Origin of the sequence: Solibacillus silvestris (assembly GCF_051967575.1) — a bacterium.
Lineage (GTDB): Bacteria > Bacillota > Bacilli > Bacillales_A > Planococcaceae > Solibacillus > Solibacillus silvestris_B.
The window spans coordinates 1-25,401 of record NZ_JBQCJW010000024.1 but is presented as its reverse complement, the minus strand read 5'-3'; the positions used below and the strand labels follow the sequence as shown (position 1 = coordinate 25,401).

Below are 25,401 nucleotides of genomic sequence, written 5' to 3'. Positions count from 1 at the left end.
GGCGTTTTTATTTTGCTTTCATGCAGCAATAATAAAGATGCCCGATAACAGACTTTATGTTGTAAATGTCTAGTGAAAATATGAATGTGCTTTCATGATATAATTAATACATTGTATGAAGCAGAGGAAGGAAATAGAATGACTTCGCAAAGTTTTGGGATGAAAAATTATATGAAGGGCGCGCTTCTCTTAACGGTTGCGGCGCTTATCGTGAAAGTATTAAGTGCGATATACCGTGTTCCTTATCAGAATTTGGTAGGCGATCAAGGTTTTTATGTATATCAGCAAGTGTATCCATTCATTTCGTTTTTTGTCGTGTGGACATCGAGCGGATTTGCGGTAGCCATTTCAAAAATGCTGGCAGATATTGAAGCACGCGGAGGCACATATGAAGAAAAGCAATCCGTATCGCGCATCATTTTTTATTATTTATCCGCATTGTCGCTTTTGTTTTTCTGTTTGCTGTTTTTCGGAGCACAGCCATTGGCGAATTTAATGGAAGACCCGCAGCTGGCAGGATTGTTAAAGGTTGGTTCATTTATTACATTATGTATGCCAATACTCGCCATTTTAAAAGGGAATTTCCAGGCAGAAAGCAAAATGCAGCCGGTCGCATATGCACAAGTCTTTGAACAAATGATCCGTGTCTCGATTATTTTAGTCGGGACGATTACGCTGCTGCAATACACCGGATCTGTCTACTCGGCGGGAAAAATGGCAATGCTCGGTACGGTAGCAGGAGAAGTAGCAGGGATTGTGCTGCTGCTGTATTTTATGATAAGACGGCCCCGTCCTTCAAGACGAACAGCTATAAAAAGCGGGATTTGGATTGTGCTGAAAGAAGTGACGATATATAGTATTGCCATTAGTATGAGTGCGCTTTTGCTGCTATGCTTCCAGCTCGTCGATTCTTTTACGATATTTAAAATGCTCATCCAATCGGGAATGGATTCGTTGCAGGCGATGGAAGTAAAAGGTGTTTATGACCGTGGCCAACCACTTGTGCAACTGGGGATCGTCGTCGCGACTTCATTATCGTTGGCGATTGTGCCGCTTGTTGCATTAAAGGCAAATAAAACAAACGGCCGTGGTGCAAAGCCTTTTATTCAGCTAACATATCGAAGCTCGCTGTTATTTGGCATAGCTGCGGCACTTGGTTTGATTGTTGTGATGCCATATGTCAATCAAATGCTTTTTAAAACCGATGCGTATTCCGGTGTATTAAAGCTCTATTCGTTTCAAATTGTGCCATTATCGATTATTTTAACGTTTACCGCTGTTTTGCAAGGATATAGCAAATTAAAAATCCCCGCATTATTTTTAGTATTGGGGATTGCATTGAAATATATGGGGAATGTGATTTTCCTGCCGCATTTCGGTATTCTAGGCGCGGCTATCGCGAGCAATATTGGTCTTCTTTTCACGGCTGTCGCATTAATTGTTTATTTGAAAAAAATAACGCCGATCCGCTTGGCAAATCGTATGTTTTACAAAAAATTGACGCTTGCCTGCATGATTATGATTGTCGTCGTATATGGTGCAATTTTTAGCTTAAATTTCGTGTTCACGAGTTTTTTTAGTCGTTTTGATGCACTTATTTACAGCATAGTGCTTGTTGTGCTCGGTGCATTTAGCTTTATAACGGCAGTAGCCAAAATGCGGGTATTGACGGAAAAGGACTGGTTTTTAATCCCACTCGGTAGACGAATGGCCGCATACCAGTTATTGTTAAATCGAAAGAAGTAGGTGTTTATCGTGAATCAATTAACAGTCATCGGTTTAGGTGCAGCCGATTTTGAACAAATGCAAATGGGTGTTTATAAAAAACTTAAAGCCGCCAAGAAAATATATGTACGTACAGAGGATCACCCTGTTTTGCAAGATTTAAAGCAAGAGGGAATCGAGTTTGCGAGCTTTGATAATATTTATATTAAATATGGTTCATTTGGGCCGGTATATGAGGAAATTGCACAGCGTCTCATCGAAGCGGTTGCGGATGAAGAGATTATGTATGCAGTGCCGGGTCATCCCCTTGTAGCAGAACAAACAGTCCAGCATTTAATTGAGGCGGAGCGTGAAGGACGCATTAAGCTTGCCATTGAAGGCGGGCAAAGCTTTTTGGACCCGATTTTCGGGGCATTGAAAATCGACCCGATTGAAGGGTTTCAGCTGTTGGATGGCACGAGTATGTCGATGCATGATATTAATATGCGCCAACACATTTTAATTGCCCAAGTATATGATTCGTTCAGCGCATCGGAAGTAAAACTGACATTAATGGAAAAATACCGTGATGACTATCCGGTAACAATTGTTACAGCAGCCGGATCAGCCCAGGAAAGATTGCGAACTGTCCCGCTTTATGAGCTCGATCAGGCCGCCGAAATCAATAACTTGACGACAGTGTATGTCCCGCCTGTTGAATCGGATGAAGATGCGTTGCGTGACTGGACGACATTCCGCCGGATTATCGCAAAATTACGTGGTCCAAATGGCTGTCCATGGGATCAAAAGCAAACACATGAATCATTGAAAAAATACTTATTGGAAGAAGTACATGAATTTTTGGCAGCGGTTGATGCAGAAGATGATTTTGCGATGGTCGATGAGCTGGGGGATGTTCTTCTGCAAGTATTTCTACATGCACAGATTGGCGAAGATGATGGCTACTTTACATTAGAGGAAGTGCTGGCATCAATCAGCGGAAAAATGATTCGCCGCCATCCGCATGTTTTTGGCAATGTCACAGTGAAAGATGCTGATCAAGTTGTCGCCAATTGGGAAGAGATTAAAAAAGAGGAGAAGGGTGATTCAGCCGATGAACCTCTCTTAAACGATGAATATAGTCCGTATTCATCGCTGCAAACGTCTTACAGCTATCAGAAAAAAGCGGCGACAGTAGGCTTTGATTGGCCAAACGCCGATGCCGCATGGGAAAAGTTTGAGGAGGAATGGCAAGAATTCCGTGACGAAATTACAAAAGGCTCCGCTATTAGCCAAACAGACGAATTTGGAGACGTATTATTTACACTTGTCAACATTGCGCGCTTTTATAAAATCTCGCCGGAAGAGGCGATGCTGCACGCCAACGAAAAGTTTGCAAGACGTTTTCACTTCGTCGAACAAAGTGTAAAAAATAGCGGAAAGGCATTTAGCGATTTTACATTGGGACAACTAGATGCATTTTGGGATGAAGCTAAACAATTAGAAAAAGGGGAGTAAATTTATGCGCCTGGATAAATTTTTAAAAGTTTCGCGTTTGATTAAACGCCGTACATTAGCAAAAGAAGTAGCGGTACAAGGCCGTATTATGATTAACGGAAAAGTGGCTAAGGCAAGTAGTACAGTGAAAGCAGGCGACGAACTGGCAATTCGCTTCGGACAGAAAATCGTAACTGCACGCGTGGAAGAATTGCGTGAAAATGTGAAAAAAGAAGAAGCATTAAAAATGTTTACAATTTTAAAAGAAGAGCGTCTAGAAAAGGTTGAGCCAGAATTTATTGACGATGAAGAATAATGATAGAGGCATGACCATCTTTTTGTGTCATGCTTTTTTTCTTTTGTGCATATAGTGTACAACTATAAGCTCAAAGGGGGACTTGCATGACGATTCATCAAGAAAGCAATCGCTACACTATTTCATCTGGTGATCACTTAGTAACGGTACGCAATCGAAAACGTATGGACATGACATCAGTAAAAAGTATCGAGCGATTTGATCAGGAGGAATTTTACGTAAATACATCACAAGGCCATTTATTAATCCGTGGAGAAGAACTGCGTATCGTACATTTAGACGTGGATAAAGGGTTGCTCACATTGGAAGGGGAAGTGAAGCAATTCCAATACGATGAAAGCGAGAACGGTTTGTCGAAAAGTTTCCTCCATAAATTGTTTGGATGATGATGAGTGCGCAGCTTGTAAGCATCCTTGTCATGTTTATAAGCGGAATAGCTGTAGGTGCAATAATCGATTGTATAAGAATTAACGTAAATCGCATCCCCTTTAAATTTATTCGACGGGTAACATGGTTTTTCGAATGGGTTGTTTGGCTGTTTCTAGGGGTAAGTACATTTTACTTGTTATTTTTAGTTAAAGGAGGGCAATGGCGGTTTGTTGATCCACTTGCCCAAATCGCCGGGATTGCGATATACGAATTAGTTTTCCAAAATAGTATGCGCTTTATTGGAAGGATAAGCATAAATATATTTGTGAAGCCCTTTTTCTTTATTGGACATGTATTAGTTAAAATTGTAAAAATTATTGTAAAGTTATTAATAGCGCCGATTGTGTTCATCAGTAATCCAATTATTAAAATATTTAAGAAATATTCATTAAAAGCCTTTAAAACAAAGTAGCGAACTCGTATAATAATAACAACTATCTTTATTGTGGGGGAGGAGACGGAGTGGGAAGAAGAAATGTGCAAGAAGAGCTACATAATCATAACGTCCAGCCGTTAAATAACGACTATGTCCGATCAAATCCGCAAGCTAGAGCCCAAATGAAAGCAAAAATAGCTGTTCGGCGCCGTAGAAGATTGGCTGTATTTTTCGTATTTGCAGCAGTAGTAATTGCAGCATTAGTAAAGGCGAATATGGTACAAAGCGAACGTCTCGCTGCCAAGGAAGAGAGTAAGGCAGCTGTTGCAGCACAATTGGACGAAGCTCTGCACAGACAAGAGCTTTTAAACTTGCAGCTTGCGAAACTGGAAGATGATGAATACATCGCCAAGCTAGCGAGAAAAGAGTTTTTCCTTTCTGAAGAAGGCGAAATAATCTTTACAATACCGAATACATCCGAAAAAGGCAATGACGAAAAGCCCAGGGATGAAAAGAAGTAGTTATTAATAGTTATTGGATATAACCATTTAAAGAAAAAGATGCTACTTTGAAAATTAAATAAAAAAACTAATCATTATGTTGATTTTGCGATAAAATATTTGGGATTAATTACCTTTAGGTAGAGTGTCTTGTTGACACTCTTTTTATGTTAGCTATAATTAGAGAAGAAACTATTGAACAAAAGTTTCATTATAATTGATAAATGGCTTTTCAATCGAAGGGCCTCTTAAAATTTAAGGAGGAGCATTTTTTTTATGTCAATTGAAGTAGGCAGCAAAGTACAAGGTAAGGTAACAGGCATCACAAATTTCGGTGCATTCGTTGAGCTTCCAGATGGGAAAACAGGATTGGTCCACATTAGTGAAGTGGCGGATAACTACGTAAAAGATATTAATGAACATCTTAAAGTAGGCGATGAAGTCGAAGTGAAAGTGATGAATGTTGAAGCGGACGGAAAGATTGGTCTTTCAATCCGTAAAGCAAAGCCTCAAGCTGAGCGACCAGAGCGTCCACAGCGTCCTCGTCGTGAAAATAACCGTTCAAACGATCGCAATGATCGTCAACCAAAAGAGAACTTTGAACAAAAAATGGCGCGTTTCTTAAAAGATAGCGATGAGCGTTTAACTACATTAAAGCGTGCAACTGAGTCTAAGCGCGGTGGCCGTGGAGCTCGCAGAGGATAATTTTGCTGGCTGTTTGAACGTAGAAAAAGTGTCGAATAGATGATAAGAGCGGTGTATTGTAAGTTTTTTCACTTACAATACACCGCTCTTTCTTATTGTATAACCCACATTTTCGTTATTCTTTTTCGATATTATGCTTGATTAGTACACGGATAAGTGTGATGAAGCAGAAAATGCCCCCGACTAAACCGACAGCAATCATAATAATTTGGAGTGGAAGGGGTAAGTTTGTTAACAGAACGCCTCCAACAACTAAAAGCATACTGACTCCACAAAGAAATGCTAGGTATGTAAAATTTTGTACCAAAATATACGCCTCCTCTTTCTTAGCTATTATAAAGTAAAAGGAACAGGGATTGCCATGAAGTCACAAAATAGAAGAAAAGAAGATTGAAATGAAAAAAAGAAAAGCCGTTTAGGAAATTGCGATTTCCTAAACGGCTTTTTGGATGACCCGTACGGGATTCGAACCCGTGTTACCGCCGTGAAAGGGCGGTGTCTTAACCACTTGACCAACGGGCCAAAAATATGGTGGCGGCAGAGGGAGTCGAACCCACGACCTTTCGGGTATGAACCGAGTGCTCTAGCCAACTGAGCTACACCGCCAAATTTAACAACAGAATTAATAATACATCGCCGTATAACAAGTGTCAACACTATTTTCAACTTCTTTTCGCAAAAGTTTATTACTATTATCAGTTATGTTGGAAATTCGAATATTTCCGCTTTTTAACTGTCATTTGCCTAAAATAAAATATGGCCTAATCGGAATAATGCCATAAAAAATCCGTCGAACACTTTTTATGAAATCGTACTACAAACAGACAAAATTCACTTTTCTTTCTTTATATAATAACGTCAAAAAGAAAAGGTGATAGTAAAATGGTAACGTTGAATAATCAAAACGAGTTTCAATCATTGAATTTAAGCCTATTATTATATAAAGAAAAATCCAAACTAATTATAGCAAGTGCCGTTATGTTTATAGCGCTCTGCTTTGCCCAAGCTGTATTTTTTGAAGCGGTTGCTCCGTTATTTCTTCCATTTTGGCTTATAATTCGAACACGGTTCGCCTCCTTTCAAAAAAGTGCGTTACTAGGCGGGATAATCGGAACCTTCTTTCTCGGCTTTGGTCAAGGCGCTCTTGTTTTAGTGCAGCTCCTTTTCATGGAATGTCTCATAAGGTTTAAGTATGTGAAGCTGTCACCTTATATCTTATTGGCTATTTGTATTGTTGGCGTCCAATTGATATGGCAATTGGCATTGCATAGTGGAATGCCGTCTGTCATGATTTTATTTTATATTGTTTATGAATGTTTTTTTGCTGTTTCCATGTTGTTTTTCATGCGTCTTCTCAGCTCGCCAAGCGATGGGATGGGGCACTTTGAATGGACACGGGAAAAAATAACAGCAATCATCGTCGTGCTGGCCGGCATAATCATCGGAATGCAAAACTTTACTATTTTATATTTTTCATTGCCGCTCATTGTGCTTCACCTGCTTATTTGTCTTATTGCCTATACATCGACGGTTGGCGCTACGGTAATTTTTTCGCTCTCGCTCGGCTTTTTCATCGGCTTAGCCAATTTGTCATTTACAGGAATGATGATTTTATATGCATGTACAGGGCTGGTTACGGCATTTGTGCAAAATCAGGGACGTTATATGGTCGCGCTTTTCAGTTTGCTGCCAAGTGTATTTTTCTTTTTTTATGATGCAACATTGCCAATAGATAGTGTTTACTTTCTGTCCATGCTGACAGGGGCAATCGGTTTTCTATTAATACCGAAAAAGGTGCTTTCCTATTGTCAGATGTATTATAACCAGCATACGGTCAGCATCGTGCAAGTAAATCGCAATGAAGTGGTGGAAGTTCAATTAAAACAGTTTCAGCAATTTGTGTCCTTTATGAAGGAGCTTGTATTTGAACGATTTACTCAACAAGTGGCGAAAAACAAAGTAAATGTAGAGCCGTTTGTAATATGTTCAAGCTGTTTTCGCTACGAACAGTGCTGGGGGCAAAATCGGGAAATGGAAGAAATAATCGATGCATGGCGGTTGGCAAAAAGAAGTCCGAAACCTGTCGGATGGATTCGTGTCGAAGAACAAATAAAAGGGAAGTGCATTAAATCCTCGAAATTGTTGGAAGAGCTGGAATCGGCTTTAAACAAGGAGCATATGGAACGGGAATTTTATCATGGGAAAAAAATGATTGCATTACAGCTTCGTGATTTAAGCAGTCATTTTGAGAAACTGTTAAGCAGTCATCAGCTGGAAATCGGTACATCGGAAATTGACGTTGAAACCCAGCAATATTTAAGAGAGCGTGATATTCATTGCTTGCACATTCAATGGATAAAAACGGAAATAGGGAATCGGGAGTTTATTTGTTATGTAGCTGATCATCGTGAAGCACATGTCGTTATTCACCATTTAGAACAACAGTTGTTTGAGCTGTTTCATGAGCCTCTGACAGGCGAACAAATTTATGAACAACAATCGCCTATTTTTTATCGGCAAATAAAGTTTCGCTCTGCAATCCGCTATCAATTGGAGTATGATATATATACGTATTCACATGCACACCATACGATTTCGGGGGATTCCTACCGTGTGTTCCCGATACACCCAGGCTTAATGGCAATCATGCTATCGGATGGGATGGGAACGAATATTAGGGCCCATGAAGAAAGTGAACGCTTAATTCAAATGATGCAAGATTGTATAACGTATAATATGGATCCTGAAACGGCAATGCACACAATGCACTATGTCATGTCATTAAAAAATGATTCGGATATGTATGCAACGATGGATTTTGCCCTTGTCGATCTGCAATTCGGTCATTTATGGTGCTGGAAAGCGGGGGGAATGACAACATATGTATTGAGGGGACCTGATTTATTCAAAATAGAAAGTACAAGTGCCCCAATTGGGTTTTTGCCTAATTTTGCAATCGATACAGAAATGATTCCATTATTATCGGAGGACGTTATTTTAATGATATCTGATGGACTATTTTCATCGTCTGCACAATGGGATGCACAGGAACAACTGATTATCCGTTTAATTAGGCAAGGGCTGGATAAAGGAGCCTCTATCCAAGTCGTTTTATTTGATGTAATGACACAATTCAAACAAATGTACCCAATTGCAGACGATTGCACAGTGATGCTCTTCCGTTTGCAGCACGTAACAAAGCCATGGCAAGTATTTCGGCCAACAATGAAACATTGAAGTGTAATATGAGGTGAGGAAATGCACATTTTAGAGCATCGTGTATTAGCATATATAAAAGAGCAACAGCTTATTAAAAGCGGCGACAAACTATTGATTGCTTGTTCGGGAGGCGTCGATTCGATGGCGCTTCTTTCTTTTTTTTATCAGTTTCGGCACTACTTGAAAATTGAGCTCGCTGTAGCGCATGTCGACCATATGCTGCGCGGCGAGCAATCCGCTATGGATCGCCAATTTGTTGAACAAACTTGCAGATCTTGGGGAATCCCAGTCTATAGCTGTGCCATCCCGATTGCAGAAATCCAGCAAAGAGAGGGAGGAAATATTCAAGCGATTTGCCGCAATGAACGCTATCACTTTTTCCATAACGTAATGAACACAAACCAATTGACGAAATTAGTAACTGCACATCATGCAGATGACCAGCTTGAATCAATGTTGATGGCACTGACGAAGGCAAGCTCATTAAACGGGTTAAAAGGCATTTTACCCGCTCGGAATTTTCATCAATATACGGTCATTCGCCCTTTTTTAACGGTTACAAAATACGAAATTGGGGAATATTTACATAGTGGAGAACTTTTGTATCGTGAAGATCCAAGCAATGCGAAAAATGACTATACCCGCAATCGTTTCCGTCATTATGTCGTACCAATGCTAAAAGAAGAAAATCCTCTCGTTTCCCAACATGCAGTCCACATTGCACAGCAACTTATAGAAGATGACTCCTATTTAATGGGGCTTGCGGAAGCGCGTTTTTCAGAGCTTTTTAATAAAGTCGACAAAAATTGTTATAAAGTGAATGTTTCCGCCTTGCAAAAAGAGCCACTTGCTTTACAAAGAAGGCTCATTTTAATACTATTAAATTATATTTATAACGATTCGAATACGATTCAAAGCTATGCACTTTGTACGGCGATTTTGACATTATTTGAAACGTCAGAAGGAAGTCGTTCACTTGATTTACCTGAGAATTTTATTGCGCGGCGACAATATGATGAAGTTGTATTTGAATTTAAAAAGAAAAGCTTTTTAACGACAAAGCAACAAATCGCTTTGAATGAGTGGTGTGTGTTTGGGACGATGCGCATTTATATTGGGGAGATTGCACTATGTGATGATGCGCTATTGCAAAAGCATCAACCGCATTTTTTCGAGGCATCAACCATATCGTTTCCGTTATTTTTAAGAACTCCAAAACAAGGAGACCGCATTTCGCTCCAGGGTATGCAGCATCAGAAAAAAGTATCTCGCATTTTTATTGATGACAAGATTCCTTTCATAAAAAGAGCTGGCTGGCCGTTGTTGGTGGATGCTAATGACGAGCTTTTAGCGATATTAGCTGTGCGCGTAAACAATAAATTTTCTAACGTAAAATCGGCAATGCATCAAATGGTGCTTCTTGTCGACAGCGATGAACGTTTTTAGAAAGTTTAAACAATCAAAGGAGGAATCTACTCATGATTCAAAATGATATCGAAAAAATTATGATTACAGAAGAACAAATTCAAGAACGCATTAAAGAACTTGGTGCCGAGTTGACGGAAGAATATAAAGATCTGTTCCCGTTGGCGATTGGGGTATTAAAAGGTGCAATGCCGTTCATGACGGATTTAATGAAGCGTTTTGATTCTTATGTGGAATTGGACTTCATGGATGTTACTTCCTATGGGAATGCAACTGTATCCTCAGGGGAAGTAAAAATCGTCAAAGATTTAAACACGAGTGTGGAAGGCCGCGACGTCATTATTATTGAGGATATTATCGACAGCGGCTTAACATTAAGCTATTTAGTTGATTTGTTTAAATACCGCAAAGCAAAATCGATTAAAATTATTACATTATTAGACAAGCCATCTGGTCGTAAAGTAAATTTAGAAGCAGATATCGTTGGCTTCGAAGTGCCCGACGGTTTTGTAGTAGGCTATGGCTTAGATTATGCAGAAAAATACCGTAACTTGCCATACATCGGAATTTTGAAACGTGAAGTATACTCATTTTAACTTCTAATCCGTGAATGAAAACAGTTGCACAATTACGGATTTTGCCAATGTATAATTGATAATTGAGCGGATTTTGTCATAATTCGTTCGAACATTTAAAATGTAGGGTGCTTTTCATTGTATGAAAATTTCAACGTATGTTAAGATTTTACTTATAGTTTTTCTGTAACGTTGTGAGGAGGCTGGGGATGAATCGAATATTTCGATACACCATATTTTATTTACTAATTTTTCTCGTAATTATCGGGATTTTTGGAACATTTAATGGTGGAAAAAAGACAACTGAAAATCTAGATTATCACGCATTTTTCGAGGCTTTAGAAAGCAATGAGGTTGCCTCTATCAAGATACAGCCAGAGCGAGGCGTGTATAAAATTACTGGTCAGCTGAAAGATGCCGCAGATGGTGAAACTTTCACAGTAAACGTTCTACAAAATGACCAAACTTCTGTGGACCGCATTTTGCAAATTGAAGAGCAAGTTGCAAACGGCGAATACCCGGGAGTGGAAATTGAAGAACAGCCGCAAACAAGTGGATTCGTAACATTCCTTACGAGCATCATTCCATTTGTCATCATTATTATTTTGTTCTTCTTCTTATTAAGCCAATCTCAAGGCGGCGGCAATAAGGTGATGAACTTTGGAAAATCGAAGGCTAAGCTTTATGATGACCAAAAGAAGAAAGTTCGCTTCAATGACGTGGCAGGTGCTGACGAAGAGAAGCAAGAGCTTGTTGAAGTAGTAGATTTCTTAAAAGATCACCGTAAATTCACCGATATCGGTGCACGTATTCCTAAAGGTATCCTGCTTGTAGGTCCTCCAGGTACAGGTAAAACATTGCTTGCGCGTGCTGTTGCTGGTGAAGCGGGCGTACCATTCTTCTCGATTTCAGGTTCTGACTTCGTGGAAATGTTCGTCGGTGTCGGTGCATCCCGCGTTCGTGACTTGTTCGAAAACGCGAAGAAAAATGCGCCATGTATCATTTTCATTGATGAGATTGATGCAGTAGGTCGTCAACGTGGTGCAGGACTTGGCGGCGGCCACGATGAGCGTGAACAAACATTAAACCAATTATTAGTTGAAATGGATGGTTTCGGCGCTAACGAGGGAATTATTATTATTGCCGCAACAAACCGTCCAGACATCCTAGATAAAGCGCTTCTGCGCCCTGGTCGTTTTGACCGCCAAATTACGGTTGGTCACCCAGACGTAAAAGGCCGTGAAGCAATCCTAAAAGTACATGCACGCAATAAGCCATTATCAGATACAGTTGATTTAGGTGCCGTTGCTCAACGTACTCCGGGATTCTCAGGTGCAGATTTAGAAAACTTGCTAAATGAAGCTGCCCTAGTAGCAGCCCGTAAAAACAAAAAGACAATCAACATGGCAGATATTGATGAGGCATCTGACCGCGTTATTGCTGGTCCTGCAAAAGCAAGCCGTGTATATTCTCCAAAAGAGAAAAAGCTTGTGGCATTCCATGAAGCTGGTCACGTAGTTGTCGGTCTAGAATTGGATGAAGCAGATACTGTTCATAAAGTAACAATCGTGCCGCGCGGTCAAGCGGGTGGCTATGCGATTATGTTGCCGAAAGAAGAGCGTTTCTTCACGACAAAGCAAGAGCTGCTTGACCGTATCGCTGGGCTATTAGGTGGACGTGTTGCGGAAGAAATCGTACTTGGCGAAGTTTTGACAGGTGCTCATAATGACTTCCAGAAAGTGACGAGCATTGCACGTGCGATGGTAACGGAGTATGGGATGAGCAATAGTTTAGGAGCTGTTCAATACGGCTCAAACCAAGGCGGCAATCCATTCTTAGGTCGTGACTTCGGTTCAGATCAAAACTATTCAGATACAGTAGCATATGAAATTGACAAAGAAGTTCAGCGTATCGTCGATGAGCAATATGCTCGTACGAAACGTATTTTAACAGAGCGTCGTGATTTACTCGATTTAATTGCAAATACGCTAATTAAAAAAGAAACGTTAAATGCACAGGAAATCGAACATTTACGCGACCATGGTACATTGCCTCCTGAAGAAGCGGTAGTTGAATCAGTGCCTCAAACAGAACAAAAAGAAGCAATGCCAACACTTGAAAAGGCTGGTAATGCCTCAATTAATGAAGAGGTACAGGGCGAGATAACATCACCGACAGTAGAAGATCTGCCTAAAGATGCTCCAGTCGACCGCCCGCAAGGCATTGATGAAGACCGTCCAAAATAATGCATGAACAACTGGCTACTCCTAAATAAAAGGGGGTAGCCAGTTTTTTCATCTGAAAGTTTCCATTCCTGAGCTGATAATGGAAAATAGTGAATACTATATAGGAAGTGCCCAAATATGGTATGATTTTTTTCAGAACATGAAAAGTAGGTGTCCCTTGTGATTTTAGTGATGAATGCGGGAAACTCGAATATTATTTTAGGGATCTATCATAATGATAAGCTTATGCATCATTGGCGAACAGAAACGAATATACGGAAAACAGAAGATGAATATGCGATGCAATTTAAAGCCTTTTTTGCACAAGAAGGCATTTCATTTGAACAAGTGAAAGGGATTATTATATCCTCAGTTGTGCCACCTATAATGTTTGCGCTTGAATTAATGTGCAAAAAATATTTCAATATACAGCCTTTAATCGTAGGGCCAGGTGTAAAAACAGGCTTGAACATAAAGTATGAAAATCCCCGTGAAGTAGGGGCAGACCGTATTGTCAATGCAGTGGCAGCAATACAGCAATATGGGGGCAAGCCATTAATCATCATCGATTTCGGGACAGCAATTACGTATTGCTATATAAATGAGCGCGGCGATTATTTAGGAGGCGCCATTGCACCGGGTATAGCGATTTCAACAGAAGCGCTGTATACACGTGCAGCAAAATTACCGCGTTTTGAAATTGCGCGGGTTTCGCAAATTGTCGGGAAGAATACTGTTGCTGCTATGCAAGCAGGCGTTTTTTATGGCTTCCTCGGACAAGTAGAAGGAATCGTAAGCCGTATGAAAGCACAAAGTAAAGAAGAGCCGCTCGTCATTGCAACAGGCGGGCTTGCAAATTTAATCGCCAATGAAACACAAATGATTGATATTGTCGATCCATTTCTTACATTAAAAGGCCTTGCGACTATTTATAAAAGAAACCAGTAGAAAAGAGGAATTTCACCATGAAAGACTACTTAGTAAGAGCTATCGCGTTTGACGGGCAAGTGCGCGCATTCGCAACAAAAACAACAGAAACTGTAGGAGAAGCACAACGCCGCCATAATACATGGCCAATCGTATCTGCTGCTTTAGGTCGATCTATGACGGCATCAGTAATGATGGGTGCAATGTTAAAAGGGGAAGAAAAAATTACCGTAAAAATTGAAGGAAACGGTCCAATCGGTCCAATGGTGATCGATGCAGATGCAAAGGGGGATGTACGAGGCTTTGTTACAAATCCGCATGTACATTTTGAGTTGAACGATCAGGGCAAACTGGATGTCCGTGCTGGTGTAGGGACAGAGGGGGCACTAACAGTCGTGAAAGACTTAGGTTTGCGTGATATGTTTTCAGGTCAAACACCGATTGTTTCAGGGGAAATTGCGGAAGATTTCACATATTATTTCGCAACATCCGAACAAGTCGCATCATCAGTAGGCTTAGGTGTGCTAGTAAATCCGGATAATACAATTTTAGCTGCGGGTGGTTTCATTATCCAGTTAATGCCAGGCTGTGACGAAGAAACAATTGATGTAATCGAAAAACGTCTGTCATCCATTGAGCCTGTATCAAAAATGATTGAAAAAGGGTATTCACCTGAGCAAATTTTGGAGGCGGTATTAGGAGAAGGAAATGTTCAAATTCTTTCATCAATGCCTGTCCAGTTTCAATGTCAGTGTTCAAAAGAGCGTTTCGGTGCGGCGATTATCGGTTTAGGTGTACAGGAAATTCAGGAAATGATTGACGAAGATGGGGAAGCAGAGGCGCAATGCCACTTCTGTTTGGAAACATATCACTTCGACAAAAACGAGCTTGAAGGCTTTGTGAATGAAATCCAATCGTAATTTACACCAAACACCCCAAAATAATTTACCGTACACACAAAGACGCTTAAAAACGAAACCAACGTTGCTGCTGCTGCTTATTTTGTTAATCGGAAATTTATTTTGGTTTGTATTATGGTTACTCCCATCTGATGAGACCTCATCAAAAGACGGTAGCGAAGAGTTGGCTACCGTCGAGGGAGACCCTATTACAAGCCAGCAATGGCTCGCTGCAATGGAAAGCCGTTACGGAAAAGAAACATTGCAAGGGCTAGTAAATGAAGCAGTTATGGAAAAAGCCGCGAAGAAATATAAAATCGACGTAAAAGAGGAAGAAGTTGATTTGGAAATCGCCTTATTACGCTCGGCTCAAGATACAAATGACACATCCCTACATAGCCTATCACCAGAGCAGCTGCGTCAAAAAGTGCGTGCTCAGCTCATTTTGGATAAAGTGTTGACAAATGACGTCGTTGTAGTAGATGAAGAGGCGACGAAGTATTACGAGGAAAACAAATCACTTTATAATATTCCGACGACTTATCGTACTAGCATGATCATCGTTAATTCGAAAGAGGATGCAGAACGGGTGGAAAAGGAACTGAAAAATGGCTCTGACTTTGCTGTTTTGGCACGCGAGCATTCTTTGGATACGGCATCCGCAAGCTTAGGAGGCGATATTGGCTTCATAACGTCAAGTCAATCAACACTTGATTCTTCCATATTGTCGGAAGTTCAAAAGTTGAAAGAAAAAGAAACATCAAAGCCCTTCGTATTAAGTGATGGGCGCTATGCGATTGCTATGGTAGCTGAAATAGTGGAAGGTCAATCGTTCAGTTATGATGAAGTAGCTGAGTATGTAAAGCGTCAGCTGGCCCTGGAGCAGCTCCCGCCTTCGATTACACCTGAAGCCTTTTGGGCAGAATTTAATGCCAAGTGGATCTATGGGGAGACAAAAAAGGAAAAATAGTATTGGGCACGGTTAATTGTGATAATCGCAAAAGCGAAAATTGACCAAATTTCCATGGTTGTATGAGGAGTTTTGCTTCTGATGCAACCATTTTTTAAGTGGAGCAGAAAAGTTGCGGTCGAATAGTCAGAAAATTTTATAAAAATATTGATGTAAGCAATTGACAAGTAGTAGTAAAAATTGATATTATACGAATTAAGTAAAACCTATTGAGTTAGTAGGAATTGAGAGGGATGGATAAGATGAGTAAATTGGCAAATTCAGTGGCGGATTTAGTAGGTCGCACACCAATCGTAAAGTTAAACAACGCGACAGGTGAAAATGATGGTAACGTTTATGTGAAATTGGAATACTTCAATCCTGGTTCATCAGTAAAAGACCGATTAGCTTTAGCGATGATCGAGGCTGCTGAAAAAGACGGCACATTGAAGCCGGGTGGTACAATTATCGAGCCTACATCAGGGAACACGGGTATTGGTCTTGCGATGATCGCAGCGGCAAAAGGCTATAAAGCGATTTTAGTAATGCCTGAAACAATGTCGTTGGAGCGACGCAATCTTTTACGTGCTTATGGTGCGGAGCTAGTGCTGACACCTGGCCCGGAAGGTATGAAAGGCGCAATTGCAAAGGCGGAAGAACTATCAAAATCAGAGGGCTATTTCCTGCCACAGCAATTTAAAAATGAAGCGAACGCAGAAATTCACAGATTAACGACAGGTCCGGAAATCGTTGAAGCATTTGAACAAGAAGGCTTACAATTAGATGCATTTATTGCAGGTGTAGGTACAGGCGGGACGATTACAGGTGCAGGGGAAGTATTAAAAGACAAATTCCCGGAAATTGAAATCATCGCGGTAGAACCAAAAGATTCACCGGTTCTTTCAGGCGGAAACCCTGGCCCTCATAAAATTCAAGGCATTGGTGCAGGCTTCGTTCCAGATGTGTTAAATACAGAAATATATAATTCGGTATTTCCAGTGGAGAACGAAATCTCTTTCGAATATGCACGTAAAGTGGCACGCGAGGAAGGAATTTTAGCTGGGATTTCCTCTGGTGCCGCAATTTACGCAGCCATTGAAACAGCAAAACGTTTAGGGAAAGGCAAAAACGTATTGGCGATTATCCCTTCAAACGGTGAACGCTACCTATCAACACCTTTATACCAATTTGAAGACTAAACAATTATGCCTTTGCATCTGTTGCTATGCTTTCAGGGTAAAAGGTTTGCTGAAAGAAGCTAAATTGTTTTATAAAGCTATTTTACGGATGTAACTTGTAAAATAGCTTTTTTCCTGTGTTCTTTTAAGTTAAAAATGGATTTTTACAGCGTTTTCGAGTTTAATTAAGAAAAAGAATAAAGCAGGTGTAAATCGATGCAACAACTACAATACCATACATTTCAAATGACAAAAGACGAGTTTTTTTATAGCTTTCAGGAGCAGACAGCAAATGAAAGACAGCGCATATTTTTGGAAAGCGGCCGCGGTGGGCATTATACGATTGCGGCATGGGAGCCAATTGCCGCAGCTAAATCAGTTGAGCAAGGACTTGAAATTGCGTGGAGCAATGGAGAAGTCGAACTAAAAAAAGGGGAGGCACTTGCACAATTGGAAGAAGTAATCGCCCGATATGAGCTTAAAGCAATTCCCCATTTGCCGGATTTCCAAGGGGGCGCAATCGGGTTTATTTCCTATGATTATGCGCGCACGATTGAACTGCTCCCTGCTGCAGCTAAGGACGATCTGCAGGTGCCCGATATTTACTTTTATTTATTCGACCATTGGGCTGTCCATAATGTCGAAACAGATGAAGTAACATTGATGAAATTTCCGACATGTGAAGTCGATTTGCAAGCATGGCAAAACGACTGGCAAACTCAGGCTAAAACAGGGCTGGAAAACCGTCATTTCAACAAGGAAGCAGCAAAAAATATCGAGCAAGATGAAGCAGAGCTGCAAGTTTCGTTTCGTGCGGAGGCATTCGAAGCCGCAGTACGCAAAATTCAGCACTATATCGCACAAGGGGATGTGTTCCAAGTGAATTTGTCTGTGCGCCAAGCGAAAAAACTATCGACATCCCCTATTATGGTGTATGAGGCAGTCCGTTCGTTTAACCCTTCCCCGTATATGGCTTACATCGAAAGTGAGCAATTTGCGGTTGTAAGCGGCTCTCCGGAATTGCTCATAAAGCGCAAAGGCGATGAGCTATCGACAAGACCAATTGCAGGAACACGTCCGCGCGGGAAATCAAAAGAACAAGATTCAGCATTGGCGAACGAACTTATTCAGCATGAAAAGGAACGGGCGGAACATGTAATGCTTGTTGATTTAGAGCGCAATGATTTAGGGCGGGTAAGCAAGTACGGGACGGTAGAGGTGAATGAGTTTATGGTCATTGAACATTATTCGCATGTTATGCATATCGTCTCGAATGTGCGTGGAGAAATTGCCCAAGGAAAAACAAATGCTGATGTCATTCGGGCGATGTTTCCGGGAGGCACAATTACCGGCGCGCCAAAAATTCGCACAATGGAAATTATTGAAGAGCTGGAGCCTGTGCGCCGCGGACTTTATACGGGATCGATCGGCTGGATTGGCTATACTGGCGATTTGGAGTTGAATATTGTCATCCGCACGGCGTATATACAAGATGGTTTCGCATACATTCAAGCCGGTGCTGGCATTGTCATTGATTCGATTCCGGAAAACGAGTATATCGAATCGATGAATAAAGCACGTGCGATGTGGCAAGCAAAAGCGATGGCAGAAGAGGTGGGCAAATGATTTTAATGATAGACAACTATGATTCATTCACGTATAACTTAGTGCAATATTTCGGTGAATTCGGTCATGAATTAAACGTGAAGCGCAATGATGAAATTACGATAGAGGAAATCGAGCAGCTCCAACCGATGATGCTTGTCATTTCACCAGGTCCATGTACACCGGATGACGCAGGGGAAAGCCTTCGCATCATTGAACATTTCGCAGGGAAGATTCCGATATTGGGGGTGTGCTTAGGGCACCAAGCGATTGCGCAAGTATTTGGCGGAGATGTCGTCCGTGCCGAGCGTTTAATGCACGGAAAAACATCCCCTGTATTGCACAAAGGAATTGGTTTACATAGAAAAAACGCAAATCCTTTTGCGGCAACACGCTATCACTCGCTAATAGTGGAGCCAACTACATTGCCGGATTGTCTGGAAGTGACGGCATGGACGGAAGAAGGCGAAATTATGGGGCTGCGTCATAAACAATATCCGATTGAAGGGGTTCAATATCATCCAGAGTCTATTATGACAGAGGATGGCAAGCAATTATTGCGGACATTTATAGAAACGTACTGTTAGGAGGGATTGGCAATGCTTTGCTGGATGAATGGCCAGTATATAGAGGAACAGGAGATGAAAATTTCCCCGTTCGATCACGGATTTTTATATGGGCTTGGTTTTTTCGAAACGTTTCGCACATATGAAGGAAAGGCTGTATATTTGCGCGAGCATTTCAATCGTTTAATTGAAGCATTAAAAGAATACCGTATCCATTTCCCATACACGATCCATGATATGGAAGAAGTCATTGAAAAGTTAAATGCCCAGGACGGGAAGGAAGGATATTTCCGTTTAAATGTATCCGCCGGTGTGCATCCGATTGGACTCGCACCGTCGGAATATACCGAGCCAACTATTATATTGTTCCGAAAAGAACTGCCGAAACTGGTGCGGGGTACGGCAAAGGAGGCGGTATGGCTGCAAACGTTGCGGAATACCCCTGAACAACAAGTACGCTATAAAAGCCATCATTACGGCAATAATGTAAGGGCACGTCTTGAACTGTCCAGTTTAGCTGCGCAAGAAGGCTTTTTTATGGATAAGCGCGGTGTCGTTGCAGAAGGAATCACATCAAATATTTTTTGGATAAAAGATGGTATACTGTATACGCCTTCTACGAAATTAGGCATTTTACCTGGTATTACACGAGAAATAGTGATTAGGCTGGCAAAGGAGCTTCAAATTCCTGTACGGGAAGGCAGTTTTTTAACATGGGAGCTAGAGCAGGCAGATGAATGCTTTATTACAACTGCTGTTCAGGAGCTTGTGCCGATTTCTAATATTGGTAAAGTCCGTTTTGCTAGTAGTGAAGGCAGACTTTACAATAAGCTGCATAATGCTTATTTACAAAAAATTGTTATGTATTTAGGAGAACGACATGCTGGAAAATTATAAATCGCTCACATTAAATGGGATTGAACTTGATTTTAAAAAAGAAACATTCGTTATGGGCATTTTAAATGTGACACCAGATTCTTTTTCGGATGGCGGAAAGTTTAATTCGGTCGAAAAAGCGGTTGCCCAGGCGAAGAAGATGGTAGCGGATGGGGCGAAAATTATCGATGTCGGCGGGGAATCCACACGCCCTGGCTATACGCGTATTCCTGATGAAGAAGAAATCGCCCGCGTCGTGCCGGTTATTCAGGCGCTTATAAAAGAAGTGCCCGCGATTATTTCGATTGATACATATAAATCGAATGTGGCACGCGCGGCAATTGAAGCGGGCGCGCATATCATCAACGATATTTGGGGGGCGAAGGCAGACCCGGAAATTGCAAAAGTCGCCGCAGAACTAAATGCTCCGATTATTTTAATGCATAATCGAAAGGACGATCACTACGAAAATTTCTTTGCGGATTTTTTGGAAGATATGCAGGAAAGCATCGCCATCGCAAAAGCGGCTGGTGTACGGGAAGAGCATATTATCCTTGATCCAGGCATTGGCTTTGTTAAAAACTTGAACGAAAGCATTGAAACGATGCAGCGATTGGATGAGCTTGTGGCGCTAGGGTATCCAGTGTTGCTTGCAACATCACGCAAACGCATGATTGGCTCGATTTTGGATTTGCCTGTAGAAGAACGCATTGAAGGAACGGCGGCAACTTGTGCATTCGGTGTGCAAAAGGGCTGTCATATGATGCGTGTGCACGATGTGAAGGAAGTTGCACGCACGGTAAAAATGATAGATGCCCTCATAGGGAAATTTAAAGTACAAGGTGAATTGGCACCGAGACATTAAGGAGTTTGTAATGGATTATATTCATTTAAGAGAAATGCAGTTTTTCGGCTATCACGGTGTGCTGCAAGAGGAAAATGTGCTGGGGCAACGCTTTCGTGCAAATGTTTCGCTAGCGGTTGATATAAAGCATGCAGGCGAAACGGATGAGCTGGATAATACGGTAAGCTATGTAGGTATATATGACATCTGTAAAGAAATAATAGAAGGTAAGCCATACAAGCTGATTGAAGCCGTCGCCGAAACAATTGCTGCACGTATTTTAACGCAATATGAAGGACAAATTTTTGGATGCCGTATCGAAGTAGTGAAGCCTGATCCTCCAATCCCCGGCCATTACAAAGAAGTTGCGGTTGAGATTGTGCGAGGCCAGTTTATATGATGCAAGCATATTTATCGATCGGTACGAATATCGGCGAACGCGAGCAAAATTTACGGGACGCGGTATCCATGCTGCTTGCCCAAGATGAGATTGCCATTACAGCTATTTCTTCCATTTATGAAACAGCGGCGGTCGGGTATACAGAGCAGGATGATTTTTTAAATATTGCCGTAGCGCTGGAAACAAAGCTTGATGCCCTTGAGCTGCTTGCACAATGCCAAAAAGTCGAAAATGATTTAGGCCGTATACGCGAATTCCGTTGGGGTCCTCGAATTATCGATTTGGATATTTTGCTGTACAACAACGAAAAATATGAAACAGAAAGCCTAATCATTCCACATCCTCGCATGTACGAGCGTGCTTTCGTGTTGGTACCGCTTGAAGAGATTATGACGCAAAAATATGTTATGCTTGAAGGTGTGCTGGAAGCATTACAAGCACTCGACATAGAGAAAGAAGGCGTCAAGCTGTGGAAGAAAATCGCTACGGTCGAAGAATTCGTGCCTTTCGAAAGCTAAAGCGAATTCAGCAAACCGAATTTGCAAAACATATTGGTATATCTGTGACAATTTTAGGGCGTATTGAACGAGGCGAAAAAATTCCCTCCGACGAACAGCTTCAAACGATTGCGGATGTATTAAAAATAGATATCCAAGAATTAAAAGGTGAATAACCTACTGTGGGGGGACTAAAGGTGTCAAACATCGAACAAAAGCCTTTCCAAATTGGCGATATTGTAATGGACAACCGTGTCGTTCTTGCCCCGATGGCAGGGATTTGCAACTCGGCTTTCCGCTTAACGGTGAAAGAGTTTGGGGCAGGGTTGGTATATGCGGAAATGATCAGCGATAAAGCGTTAAATATCCGCAATAAAAAAACACTGGACATGCTATATATAGATGAACGCGAAAATCCGATGACACTGCAGATTTTCGGGGGAGACAAAGAGAATTTAGTGGAGGCGGCTAAATTTGTAGACAAACATACAAATGCCGACATTATCGATATTAATATGGGCTGTCCCGTAAACAAAATTATCAAGTGTGAAGCCGGTGCAAAATGGCTGCTCGATCCGAACAAAATATACGAAATGGTTTCGGCTGTTGTTGATGCGGTCGATAAGCCGGTTTCAGTGAAGATGCGTATCGGATGGGATGATGAACATGTATTTGCTGTAGAAAATGCCCAAGCAGCAGAGCGTGCGGGTGCCGCGGCAATTGCAATGCATGGCCGTACCCGTGTGCAAATGTATGAAGGGAAAGCGAACTGGGATGTATTAGCGGAAGTGAAGAAGAATATTCATATTCCGTTCATTGCCAATGGCGATATTGAAACACCCGAAGACGCAAAGCGCATGTTAGAGCATACAAATGCAGATGCAGTAATGATTGGTCGTGCGGCATTGGGCAATCCTTGGATGATGTATCAAACAGTGAAGTATTTGGAATCGGGCGAACTAATTCCGGAGCCATCTGTTCGCGAAAAAATGGAAGTGTGTCTGCTCCATTTTGAACGTCTGAAAGCTTTAAAGGGCGAAAAAGTGGCTGTGCGTGAAATGCGAAAACACGCTTCGTGGTATTTAAAAGGAATTCGAGGCAATGGAAACATCCGCAATGCGATTAATCTGGCGGAGACAGAGCAGGATTTGCGCATCGTAATTGCCGGTGTCATCGCACAATACGAAGAAAATGAAGCGGTGCTAACGCAACATGCAAACTAGAAATCGCATACACATGAAATGAAGGCATCAATTGACGATGCCTTTTTTCATTGTCATAAAACAAGTCACTTGACAGAATTATCGAACATTTTAAATTAATTCGAAACAGGTGAATCAAAAAAAGAAATACTGTACAATAGAAATATTATGGACTATTGTGCCGTTTCGGAGCGCAAAAACATTAAGGAGTGAAACACGTGTCAAATATCGAAGAATTAAACGACCAACTTTTGGTGAGACGCCAGAAGATGACAGATATTCGCGAAAACGGTATGGACCCATTCGGCAGCCGTTTTGAACGCACACATTTATCGAACGAAGTTATTGCAGATAACGAGCAATTTGATAAAGAACAATTGGAAGAAAACCTACGCGAAGTTACAATCGCCGGACGTATTATGACAAAACGCGGTAAAGGTAAAGCAGGATTTGCGCATATTCAGGACTTGGCAGGGCAAATTCAAATTTATGTACGCAAAGATGCGATCGGCGAAGAAGCTTACGAATTATTCAACAAAGCGGATCTTGGTGATATCGTAGGGGTAAAAGGAAACGTATTCCGTACACAAGTTGGTGAGCTATCAGTAAAGGCAACCGAATTCACATTCTTAACGAAAGCATTGCGCCCATTACCGGACAAATTCCACGGGTTGACAGATGTAGAACAACGCTACCGTCAACGTTATGTAGATTTAATGACAAACGATGAATCAAAAACAACATTCATCCAGCGTTCAAAAATCATTCGTGCAATCCGCAATTACTTAGATAGCAACGGTTATTTAGAGGTGGAAACGCCAATGCTGCATACAATCGCTGGTGGTGCTGCAGCTCGTCCTTTCATCACACACCACAATGCGCTTGATATGGAATTATACATGCGTATTGCAATTGAGTTGCATTTAAAACGTTTAATCGTTGGCGGCCTGGAAAAAGTATATGAAATTGGCCGTGTATTCCGTAACGAAGGGATTTCAACGCGTCACAACCCTGAATTCACAATGATCGAATTATATGAAGCATATGCAGACTACAACGATATTATGGATTTAACGGAAAATTTAATTGCGCATGTTGCCGGAGAAGTTCTAGGCACGACATCTGTGCAATATGGTGAAGATACAATCGAATTAGGTGTAGGCTGGAAACGCGTGCACATGGTAGATGCGGTTAAAGAAGCGACGGGTGTAGACTTCTGGGCTCTGATGACTGTAGAAGAAGCACGTAAACACGCTGCTGAACACGGTGTGGAAATTAAAGATGCACATGAAGTAGGTCACATCATCAATGAATTCTTCGAGCAAAAAGTAGAAGAAACATTAGTGCAGCCGACTTTCGTAACAGGTCATCCAGTGGAGATTTCTCCATTAGCGAAGAAAAATCCTGAAGACCCGCGCTTCACGGATCGCTTTGAGTTATTCATCGTCCGCCGTGAGCACGCAAACGCATTCACTGAATTAAATGATCCGATCGATCAACGCGAACGTTTTGAAGCCCAAATGGCGGAAAAAGAAGCAGGAAATGACGAAGCGCACGAAATGGACAATGACTTCATTGAAGCATTGGAATACGGTATGCCTCCAACAGGTGGTTTAGGTATTGGTATTGACCGTTTAATTATGCTGTTAACAAATTCACCGTCTATTCGCGATGTACTATTATTCCCAACAATGCGTCATACAACGAAATAACCTTTCTGAGAGCCGTGCGATATTTGCACGGCTCTTCTTTAGTATTAAAAGGGAGGGCTAATTTAAAAATTCCTACTTTTCTTTTTGCGATTTTGTTTATTTATCGACGATAGCCAATTGTAGCTTTGGTCGTTACGTGTTGAGAGTCTATTTGTGCATTTCGAATATAATTTTGTTTTTTTACAAATATGGCAGGCAACCTACTTGCCGTTTTTCGAAAAATGCGCTTATGTGAGATGAAGGAAGTATAATAACTAATAGAACTTCTATATCTATTTTATACTTAAATATTAAAGTGATATTGTGTAAAGGGAGTCCTGAATATATTAATTGTATGCGGGAAGTTTAAAGAGTTTATTAAATATAATAGAGAAAGTTCTGTGCGAAATTAGATAATATATTTTATAAAAAAACTATTGCTATATAACTTTAGGGATGGTATATTATTACCTGTCGCTAAAACGCGACAAGCTAACTAAATAAAATTCTTTACTTTTTAACTTTAGAGTGGTAAAGTATAAAAGTTACTAAATTCAAACAAAAACAAACTAAACAACTTTTTCAAAAAAAGTTGTTGACATTGTGAGTGTGGATTGGTAAGATATAAAAGTTGTCATTTGAGACGGCGCAATGAACCTTGAAAACTGAACAAGCAACGTTAATGAAACAAGCTTCTTAAATGAAGCAAACAATAGATATCAGCTTTTAATGAAGCTGGATCGCTAGCAAAGCAAATGAGCTTTCAAACTACTTTTATGGAGAGTTTGATCCTGGC

General features: G+C 41.1%; 25 protein-coding genes and 2 tRNA genes. 24 read left to right on the top strand and 3 right to left on the bottom strand.

Going from position 1 to position 25,401, the window contains the following annotated elements; genetic code table 11:
- Window positions 1-138: 138 nt before the first annotated feature.
- The 7 genes from ACTHOQ_RS13675 to ACTHOQ_RS13645 all read left to right on the top strand — a co-directional run bounded on the left by ACTHOQ_RS13675 (window position 139) and on the right by ACTHOQ_RS13645 (window position 5,527).
- A complete protein-coding gene (locus tag ACTHOQ_RS13675) occupies window positions 139-1,746 on the top strand; it encodes a putative polysaccharide biosynthesis protein (RefSeq protein WP_440496704.1) in 1,608 nt (535 codons plus the stop codon).
- Between the two features lie 9 nt (window positions 1,747-1,755).
- Complete coding sequence (yabN, locus tag ACTHOQ_RS13670) at window positions 1,756-3,222, top strand: bifunctional methyltransferase/pyrophosphohydrolase YabN (RefSeq protein ID WP_440496703.1); 1,467 nt, start codon at window positions 1,756-1,758, stop codon at window positions 3,220-3,222.
- 4 nt (window positions 3,223-3,226) lie between these two features.
- A complete protein-coding gene (locus ACTHOQ_RS13665; RefSeq protein WP_440496702.1) occupies window positions 3,227-3,517 on the top strand; it encodes an RNA-binding S4 domain-containing protein in 291 nt (96 codons plus the stop codon).
- A gap of 86 nt (window positions 3,518-3,603) precedes the next feature.
- Complete coding sequence (gene yabP / locus ACTHOQ_RS13660) at window positions 3,604-3,903, top strand: sporulation protein YabP (RefSeq protein ID WP_440496701.1); 300 nt, start codon at window positions 3,604-3,606, stop codon at window positions 3,901-3,903.
- Window positions 3,900-4,358 carry a spore cortex biosynthesis protein YabQ gene (yabQ, locus tag ACTHOQ_RS13655; protein ID WP_440496700.1) on the top strand — a complete coding sequence of 153 codons (459 nt, stop codon included), beginning with the start codon at window positions 3,900-3,902 and terminating at the stop codon, window positions 4,356-4,358. The genes yabP and yabQ overlap by 4 nt, the downstream gene beginning before the upstream one ends.
- Window positions 4,359-4,408: 50 nt before the next feature.
- Entirely contained in the window at window positions 4,409-4,843 is a 435-nt protein-coding gene (locus tag ACTHOQ_RS13650) for an FtsB family cell division protein (protein ID WP_440496699.1), read from the top strand.
- A 255-nt stretch (window positions 4,844-5,098) separates the two neighbouring features.
- Window positions 5,099-5,527, top strand: coding sequence for a S1 domain-containing RNA-binding protein (locus ACTHOQ_RS13645; RefSeq protein WP_008408265.1), 429 nt, complete (start codon window positions 5,099-5,101; stop codon window positions 5,525-5,527).
- A 115-nt stretch (window positions 5,528-5,642) separates the two neighbouring features.
- On the opposite strand, the gene ACTHOQ_RS13640 is transcribed toward ACTHOQ_RS13645, so the two are convergent.
- The 3 genes from ACTHOQ_RS13640 to ACTHOQ_RS13630 all read right to left on the bottom strand — a co-directional run bounded on the left by ACTHOQ_RS13640 (window position 5,643) and on the right by ACTHOQ_RS13630 (window position 6,133).
- Window positions 5,643-5,834 carry a sodium:potassium antiporter gene (locus ACTHOQ_RS13640; RefSeq protein ID WP_440496698.1) on the bottom strand — a complete coding sequence of 64 codons (192 nt, stop codon included), beginning with the start codon at window positions 5,832-5,834 and terminating at the stop codon, window positions 5,643-5,645.
- Between the two features lie 143 nt (window positions 5,835-5,977).
- Window positions 5,978-6,049: transfer RNA gene (locus tag ACTHOQ_RS13635), tRNA-Glu, on the bottom strand.
- A gap of 7 nt (window positions 6,050-6,056) precedes the next feature.
- Window positions 6,057-6,133 (bottom strand) — tRNA-Met (locus ACTHOQ_RS13630).
- 276 nt (window positions 6,134-6,409) lie between these two features.
- Between ACTHOQ_RS13630 and ACTHOQ_RS13625 the strand changes: the two genes are divergently transcribed.
- The 17 genes from ACTHOQ_RS13625 to lysS all read left to right on the top strand — a co-directional run bounded on the left by ACTHOQ_RS13625 (window position 6,410) and on the right by lysS (window position 24,626).
- On the top strand, window positions 6,410-8,764 hold the full coding sequence (locus ACTHOQ_RS13625; protein WP_440496697.1) for a SpoIIE family protein phosphatase: 2,355 nt from the start codon (window positions 6,410-6,412) through the stop codon (window positions 8,762-8,764).
- 21 nt (window positions 8,765-8,785) lie between these two features.
- Window positions 8,786-10,192, top strand: coding sequence for a tRNA lysidine(34) synthetase TilS (gene tilS, locus ACTHOQ_RS13620; RefSeq protein ID WP_440496696.1), 1,407 nt, complete (start codon window positions 8,786-8,788; stop codon window positions 10,190-10,192).
- Window positions 10,193-10,224: 32 nt separating this feature from the next.
- The gene (gene hpt, locus ACTHOQ_RS13615; protein ID WP_440496695.1) at window positions 10,225-10,767 is read left to right on the top strand and encodes a hypoxanthine phosphoribosyltransferase; all 543 of its coding nucleotides are present in this window, start codon (window positions 10,225-10,227) and stop codon (window positions 10,765-10,767) included.
- Window positions 10,768-10,955: 188 nt separating this feature from the next.
- On the top strand, window positions 10,956-12,992 hold the full coding sequence (gene ftsH, locus ACTHOQ_RS13610) for an ATP-dependent zinc metalloprotease FtsH (RefSeq protein WP_440496694.1): 2,037 nt from the start codon (window positions 10,956-10,958) through the stop codon (window positions 12,990-12,992).
- A gap of 159 nt (window positions 12,993-13,151) precedes the next feature.
- Window positions 13,152-13,919: a type III pantothenate kinase gene (locus tag ACTHOQ_RS13605; protein ID WP_440496693.1), complete on the top strand. Its 768-nt coding sequence runs from the start codon at window positions 13,152-13,154 to the stop codon at window positions 13,917-13,919.
- A gap of 17 nt (window positions 13,920-13,936) precedes the next feature.
- Window positions 13,937-14,818 (top strand): Hsp33 family molecular chaperone HslO, encoded by an 882-nt coding sequence (gene hslO, locus ACTHOQ_RS13600; protein ID WP_440496692.1) that lies wholly within the window; start codon window positions 13,937-13,939, stop codon window positions 14,816-14,818.
- Window positions 14,802-15,767, top strand: a complete 966-nt coding sequence (locus ACTHOQ_RS13595; RefSeq protein WP_440496691.1) for a peptidyl-prolyl cis-trans isomerase — start codon at window positions 14,802-14,804, stop codon at window positions 15,765-15,767. The genes hslO and ACTHOQ_RS13595 overlap by 17 nt, the downstream gene beginning before the upstream one ends.
- Window positions 15,768-16,009: 242 nt before the next feature.
- Window positions 16,010-16,945, top strand: a complete 936-nt coding sequence (cysK, locus tag ACTHOQ_RS13590) for a cysteine synthase A (RefSeq protein WP_440496690.1) — start codon at window positions 16,010-16,012, stop codon at window positions 16,943-16,945.
- Between the two features lie 195 nt (window positions 16,946-17,140).
- Window positions 17,141-18,550, top strand: coding sequence for an anthranilate synthase component I family protein (locus ACTHOQ_RS13585; protein WP_440496689.1), 1,410 nt, complete (start codon window positions 17,141-17,143; stop codon window positions 18,548-18,550).
- Window positions 18,547-19,116, top strand: coding sequence for an aminodeoxychorismate/anthranilate synthase component II (gene pabA, locus ACTHOQ_RS13580; RefSeq protein ID WP_440496688.1), 570 nt, complete (start codon window positions 18,547-18,549; stop codon window positions 19,114-19,116). The genes ACTHOQ_RS13585 and pabA overlap by 4 nt, the downstream gene beginning before the upstream one ends.
- A 12-nt stretch (window positions 19,117-19,128) precedes the next feature.
- Window positions 19,129-19,992, top strand: a complete 864-nt coding sequence (gene pabC, locus ACTHOQ_RS13575; protein ID WP_440496687.1) for an aminodeoxychorismate lyase — start codon at window positions 19,129-19,131, stop codon at window positions 19,990-19,992.
- Window positions 19,976-20,836, top strand: a complete 861-nt coding sequence (folP, locus tag ACTHOQ_RS13570; protein WP_440496686.1) for a dihydropteroate synthase — start codon at window positions 19,976-19,978, stop codon at window positions 20,834-20,836. Before pabC ends, folP begins: the two co-directional genes overlap by 17 nt.
- Window positions 20,837-20,846: 10 nt before the next feature.
- Window positions 20,847-21,215: a dihydroneopterin aldolase gene (folB, locus tag ACTHOQ_RS13565; RefSeq protein WP_440496685.1), complete on the top strand. Its 369-nt coding sequence runs from the start codon at window positions 20,847-20,849 to the stop codon at window positions 21,213-21,215.
- Window positions 21,212-21,733, top strand: a complete 522-nt coding sequence (gene folK, locus ACTHOQ_RS13560; RefSeq protein ID WP_440496684.1) for a 2-amino-4-hydroxy-6-hydroxymethyldihydropteridine diphosphokinase — start codon at window positions 21,212-21,214, stop codon at window positions 21,731-21,733. Before folB ends, folK begins: the two co-directional genes overlap by 4 nt.
- Window positions 21,685-21,888, top strand: a complete 204-nt coding sequence (locus ACTHOQ_RS13555) for a helix-turn-helix domain-containing protein (protein WP_440496683.1) — start codon at window positions 21,685-21,687, stop codon at window positions 21,886-21,888. The genes folK and ACTHOQ_RS13555 overlap by 49 nt, the downstream gene beginning before the upstream one ends.
- Before the next feature lie 66 nt (window positions 21,889-21,954).
- Window positions 21,955-22,935 (top strand): tRNA dihydrouridine synthase DusB, encoded by a 981-nt coding sequence (gene dusB, locus ACTHOQ_RS13550; RefSeq protein WP_440496730.1) that lies wholly within the window; start codon window positions 21,955-21,957, stop codon window positions 22,933-22,935.
- Between the two features lie 188 nt (window positions 22,936-23,123).
- Entirely contained in the window at window positions 23,124-24,626 is a 1,503-nt protein-coding gene (gene lysS, locus ACTHOQ_RS13545; protein WP_440496682.1) for a lysine--tRNA ligase, read from the top strand.
- Window positions 24,627-25,401: the final 775 nt, after the last annotated feature.

Excerpts from the sequence above, each read along its gene's own strand:
- folB (WP_440496685.1), top strand. The coding sequence starts at position 20,847 with ATGGATTATATTCATTTAAGAGAAATGCAGTTTTTCGGCTATCACGGT.
- pabA (WP_440496688.1), top strand. The coding sequence starts at position 18,547 with ATGATTTTAATGATAGACAACTATGATTCATTCACGTATAACTTAGTG.
- hslO (WP_440496692.1), top strand. The coding sequence starts at position 13,937 with ATGAAAGACTACTTAGTAAGAGCTATCGCGTTTGACGGGCAAGTGCGC.
- tilS (WP_440496696.1), top strand. The coding sequence starts at position 8,786 with ATGCACATTTTAGAGCATCGTGTATTAGCATATATAAAAGAGCAACAG.
- dusB (WP_440496730.1), top strand. The coding sequence starts at position 21,955 with ATGGACAACCGTGTCGTTCTTGCCCCGATGGCAGGGATTTGCAACTCG.
- folP (WP_440496686.1), top strand. The coding sequence starts at position 19,976 with ATGCTGGAAAATTATAAATCGCTCACATTAAATGGGATTGAACTTGAT.
- cysK (WP_440496690.1), top strand. The coding sequence starts at position 16,010 with ATGAGTAAATTGGCAAATTCAGTGGCGGATTTAGTAGGTCGCACACCA.
- yabQ (WP_440496700.1), top strand. The coding sequence starts at position 3,900 with ATGATGATGAGTGCGCAGCTTGTAAGCATCCTTGTCATGTTTATAAGC.
- hpt (WP_440496695.1), top strand. The coding sequence starts at position 10,225 with ATGATTCAAAATGATATCGAAAAAATTATGATTACAGAAGAACAAATT.
- ACTHOQ_RS13645 (WP_008408265.1), top strand. The coding sequence starts at position 5,099 with ATGTCAATTGAAGTAGGCAGCAAAGTACAAGGTAAGGTAACAGGCATC.
- ACTHOQ_RS13665 (WP_440496702.1), top strand. The coding sequence starts at position 3,227 with ATGCGCCTGGATAAATTTTTAAAAGTTTCGCGTTTGATTAAACGCCGT.
- ACTHOQ_RS13675 (WP_440496704.1), top strand. The coding sequence starts at position 139 with ATGACTTCGCAAAGTTTTGGGATGAAAAATTATATGAAGGGCGCGCTT.
- folK (WP_440496684.1), top strand. The coding sequence starts at position 21,212 with ATGATGCAAGCATATTTATCGATCGGTACGAATATCGGCGAACGCGAG.
- yabP (WP_440496701.1), top strand. The coding sequence starts at position 3,604 with ATGACGATTCATCAAGAAAGCAATCGCTACACTATTTCATCTGGTGAT.
- ACTHOQ_RS13585 (WP_440496689.1), top strand. The coding sequence starts at position 17,141 with ATGCAACAACTACAATACCATACATTTCAAATGACAAAAGACGAGTTT.
- ftsH (WP_440496694.1), top strand. The coding sequence starts at position 10,956 with ATGAATCGAATATTTCGATACACCATATTTTATTTACTAATTTTTCTC.
- pabC (WP_440496687.1), top strand. The coding sequence starts at position 19,129 with ATGCTTTGCTGGATGAATGGCCAGTATATAGAGGAACAGGAGATGAAA.
- ACTHOQ_RS13595 (WP_440496691.1), top strand. The coding sequence starts at position 14,802 with ATGAAATCCAATCGTAATTTACACCAAACACCCCAAAATAATTTACCG.
- ACTHOQ_RS13625 (WP_440496697.1), top strand. The coding sequence starts at position 6,410 with ATGGTAACGTTGAATAATCAAAACGAGTTTCAATCATTGAATTTAAGC.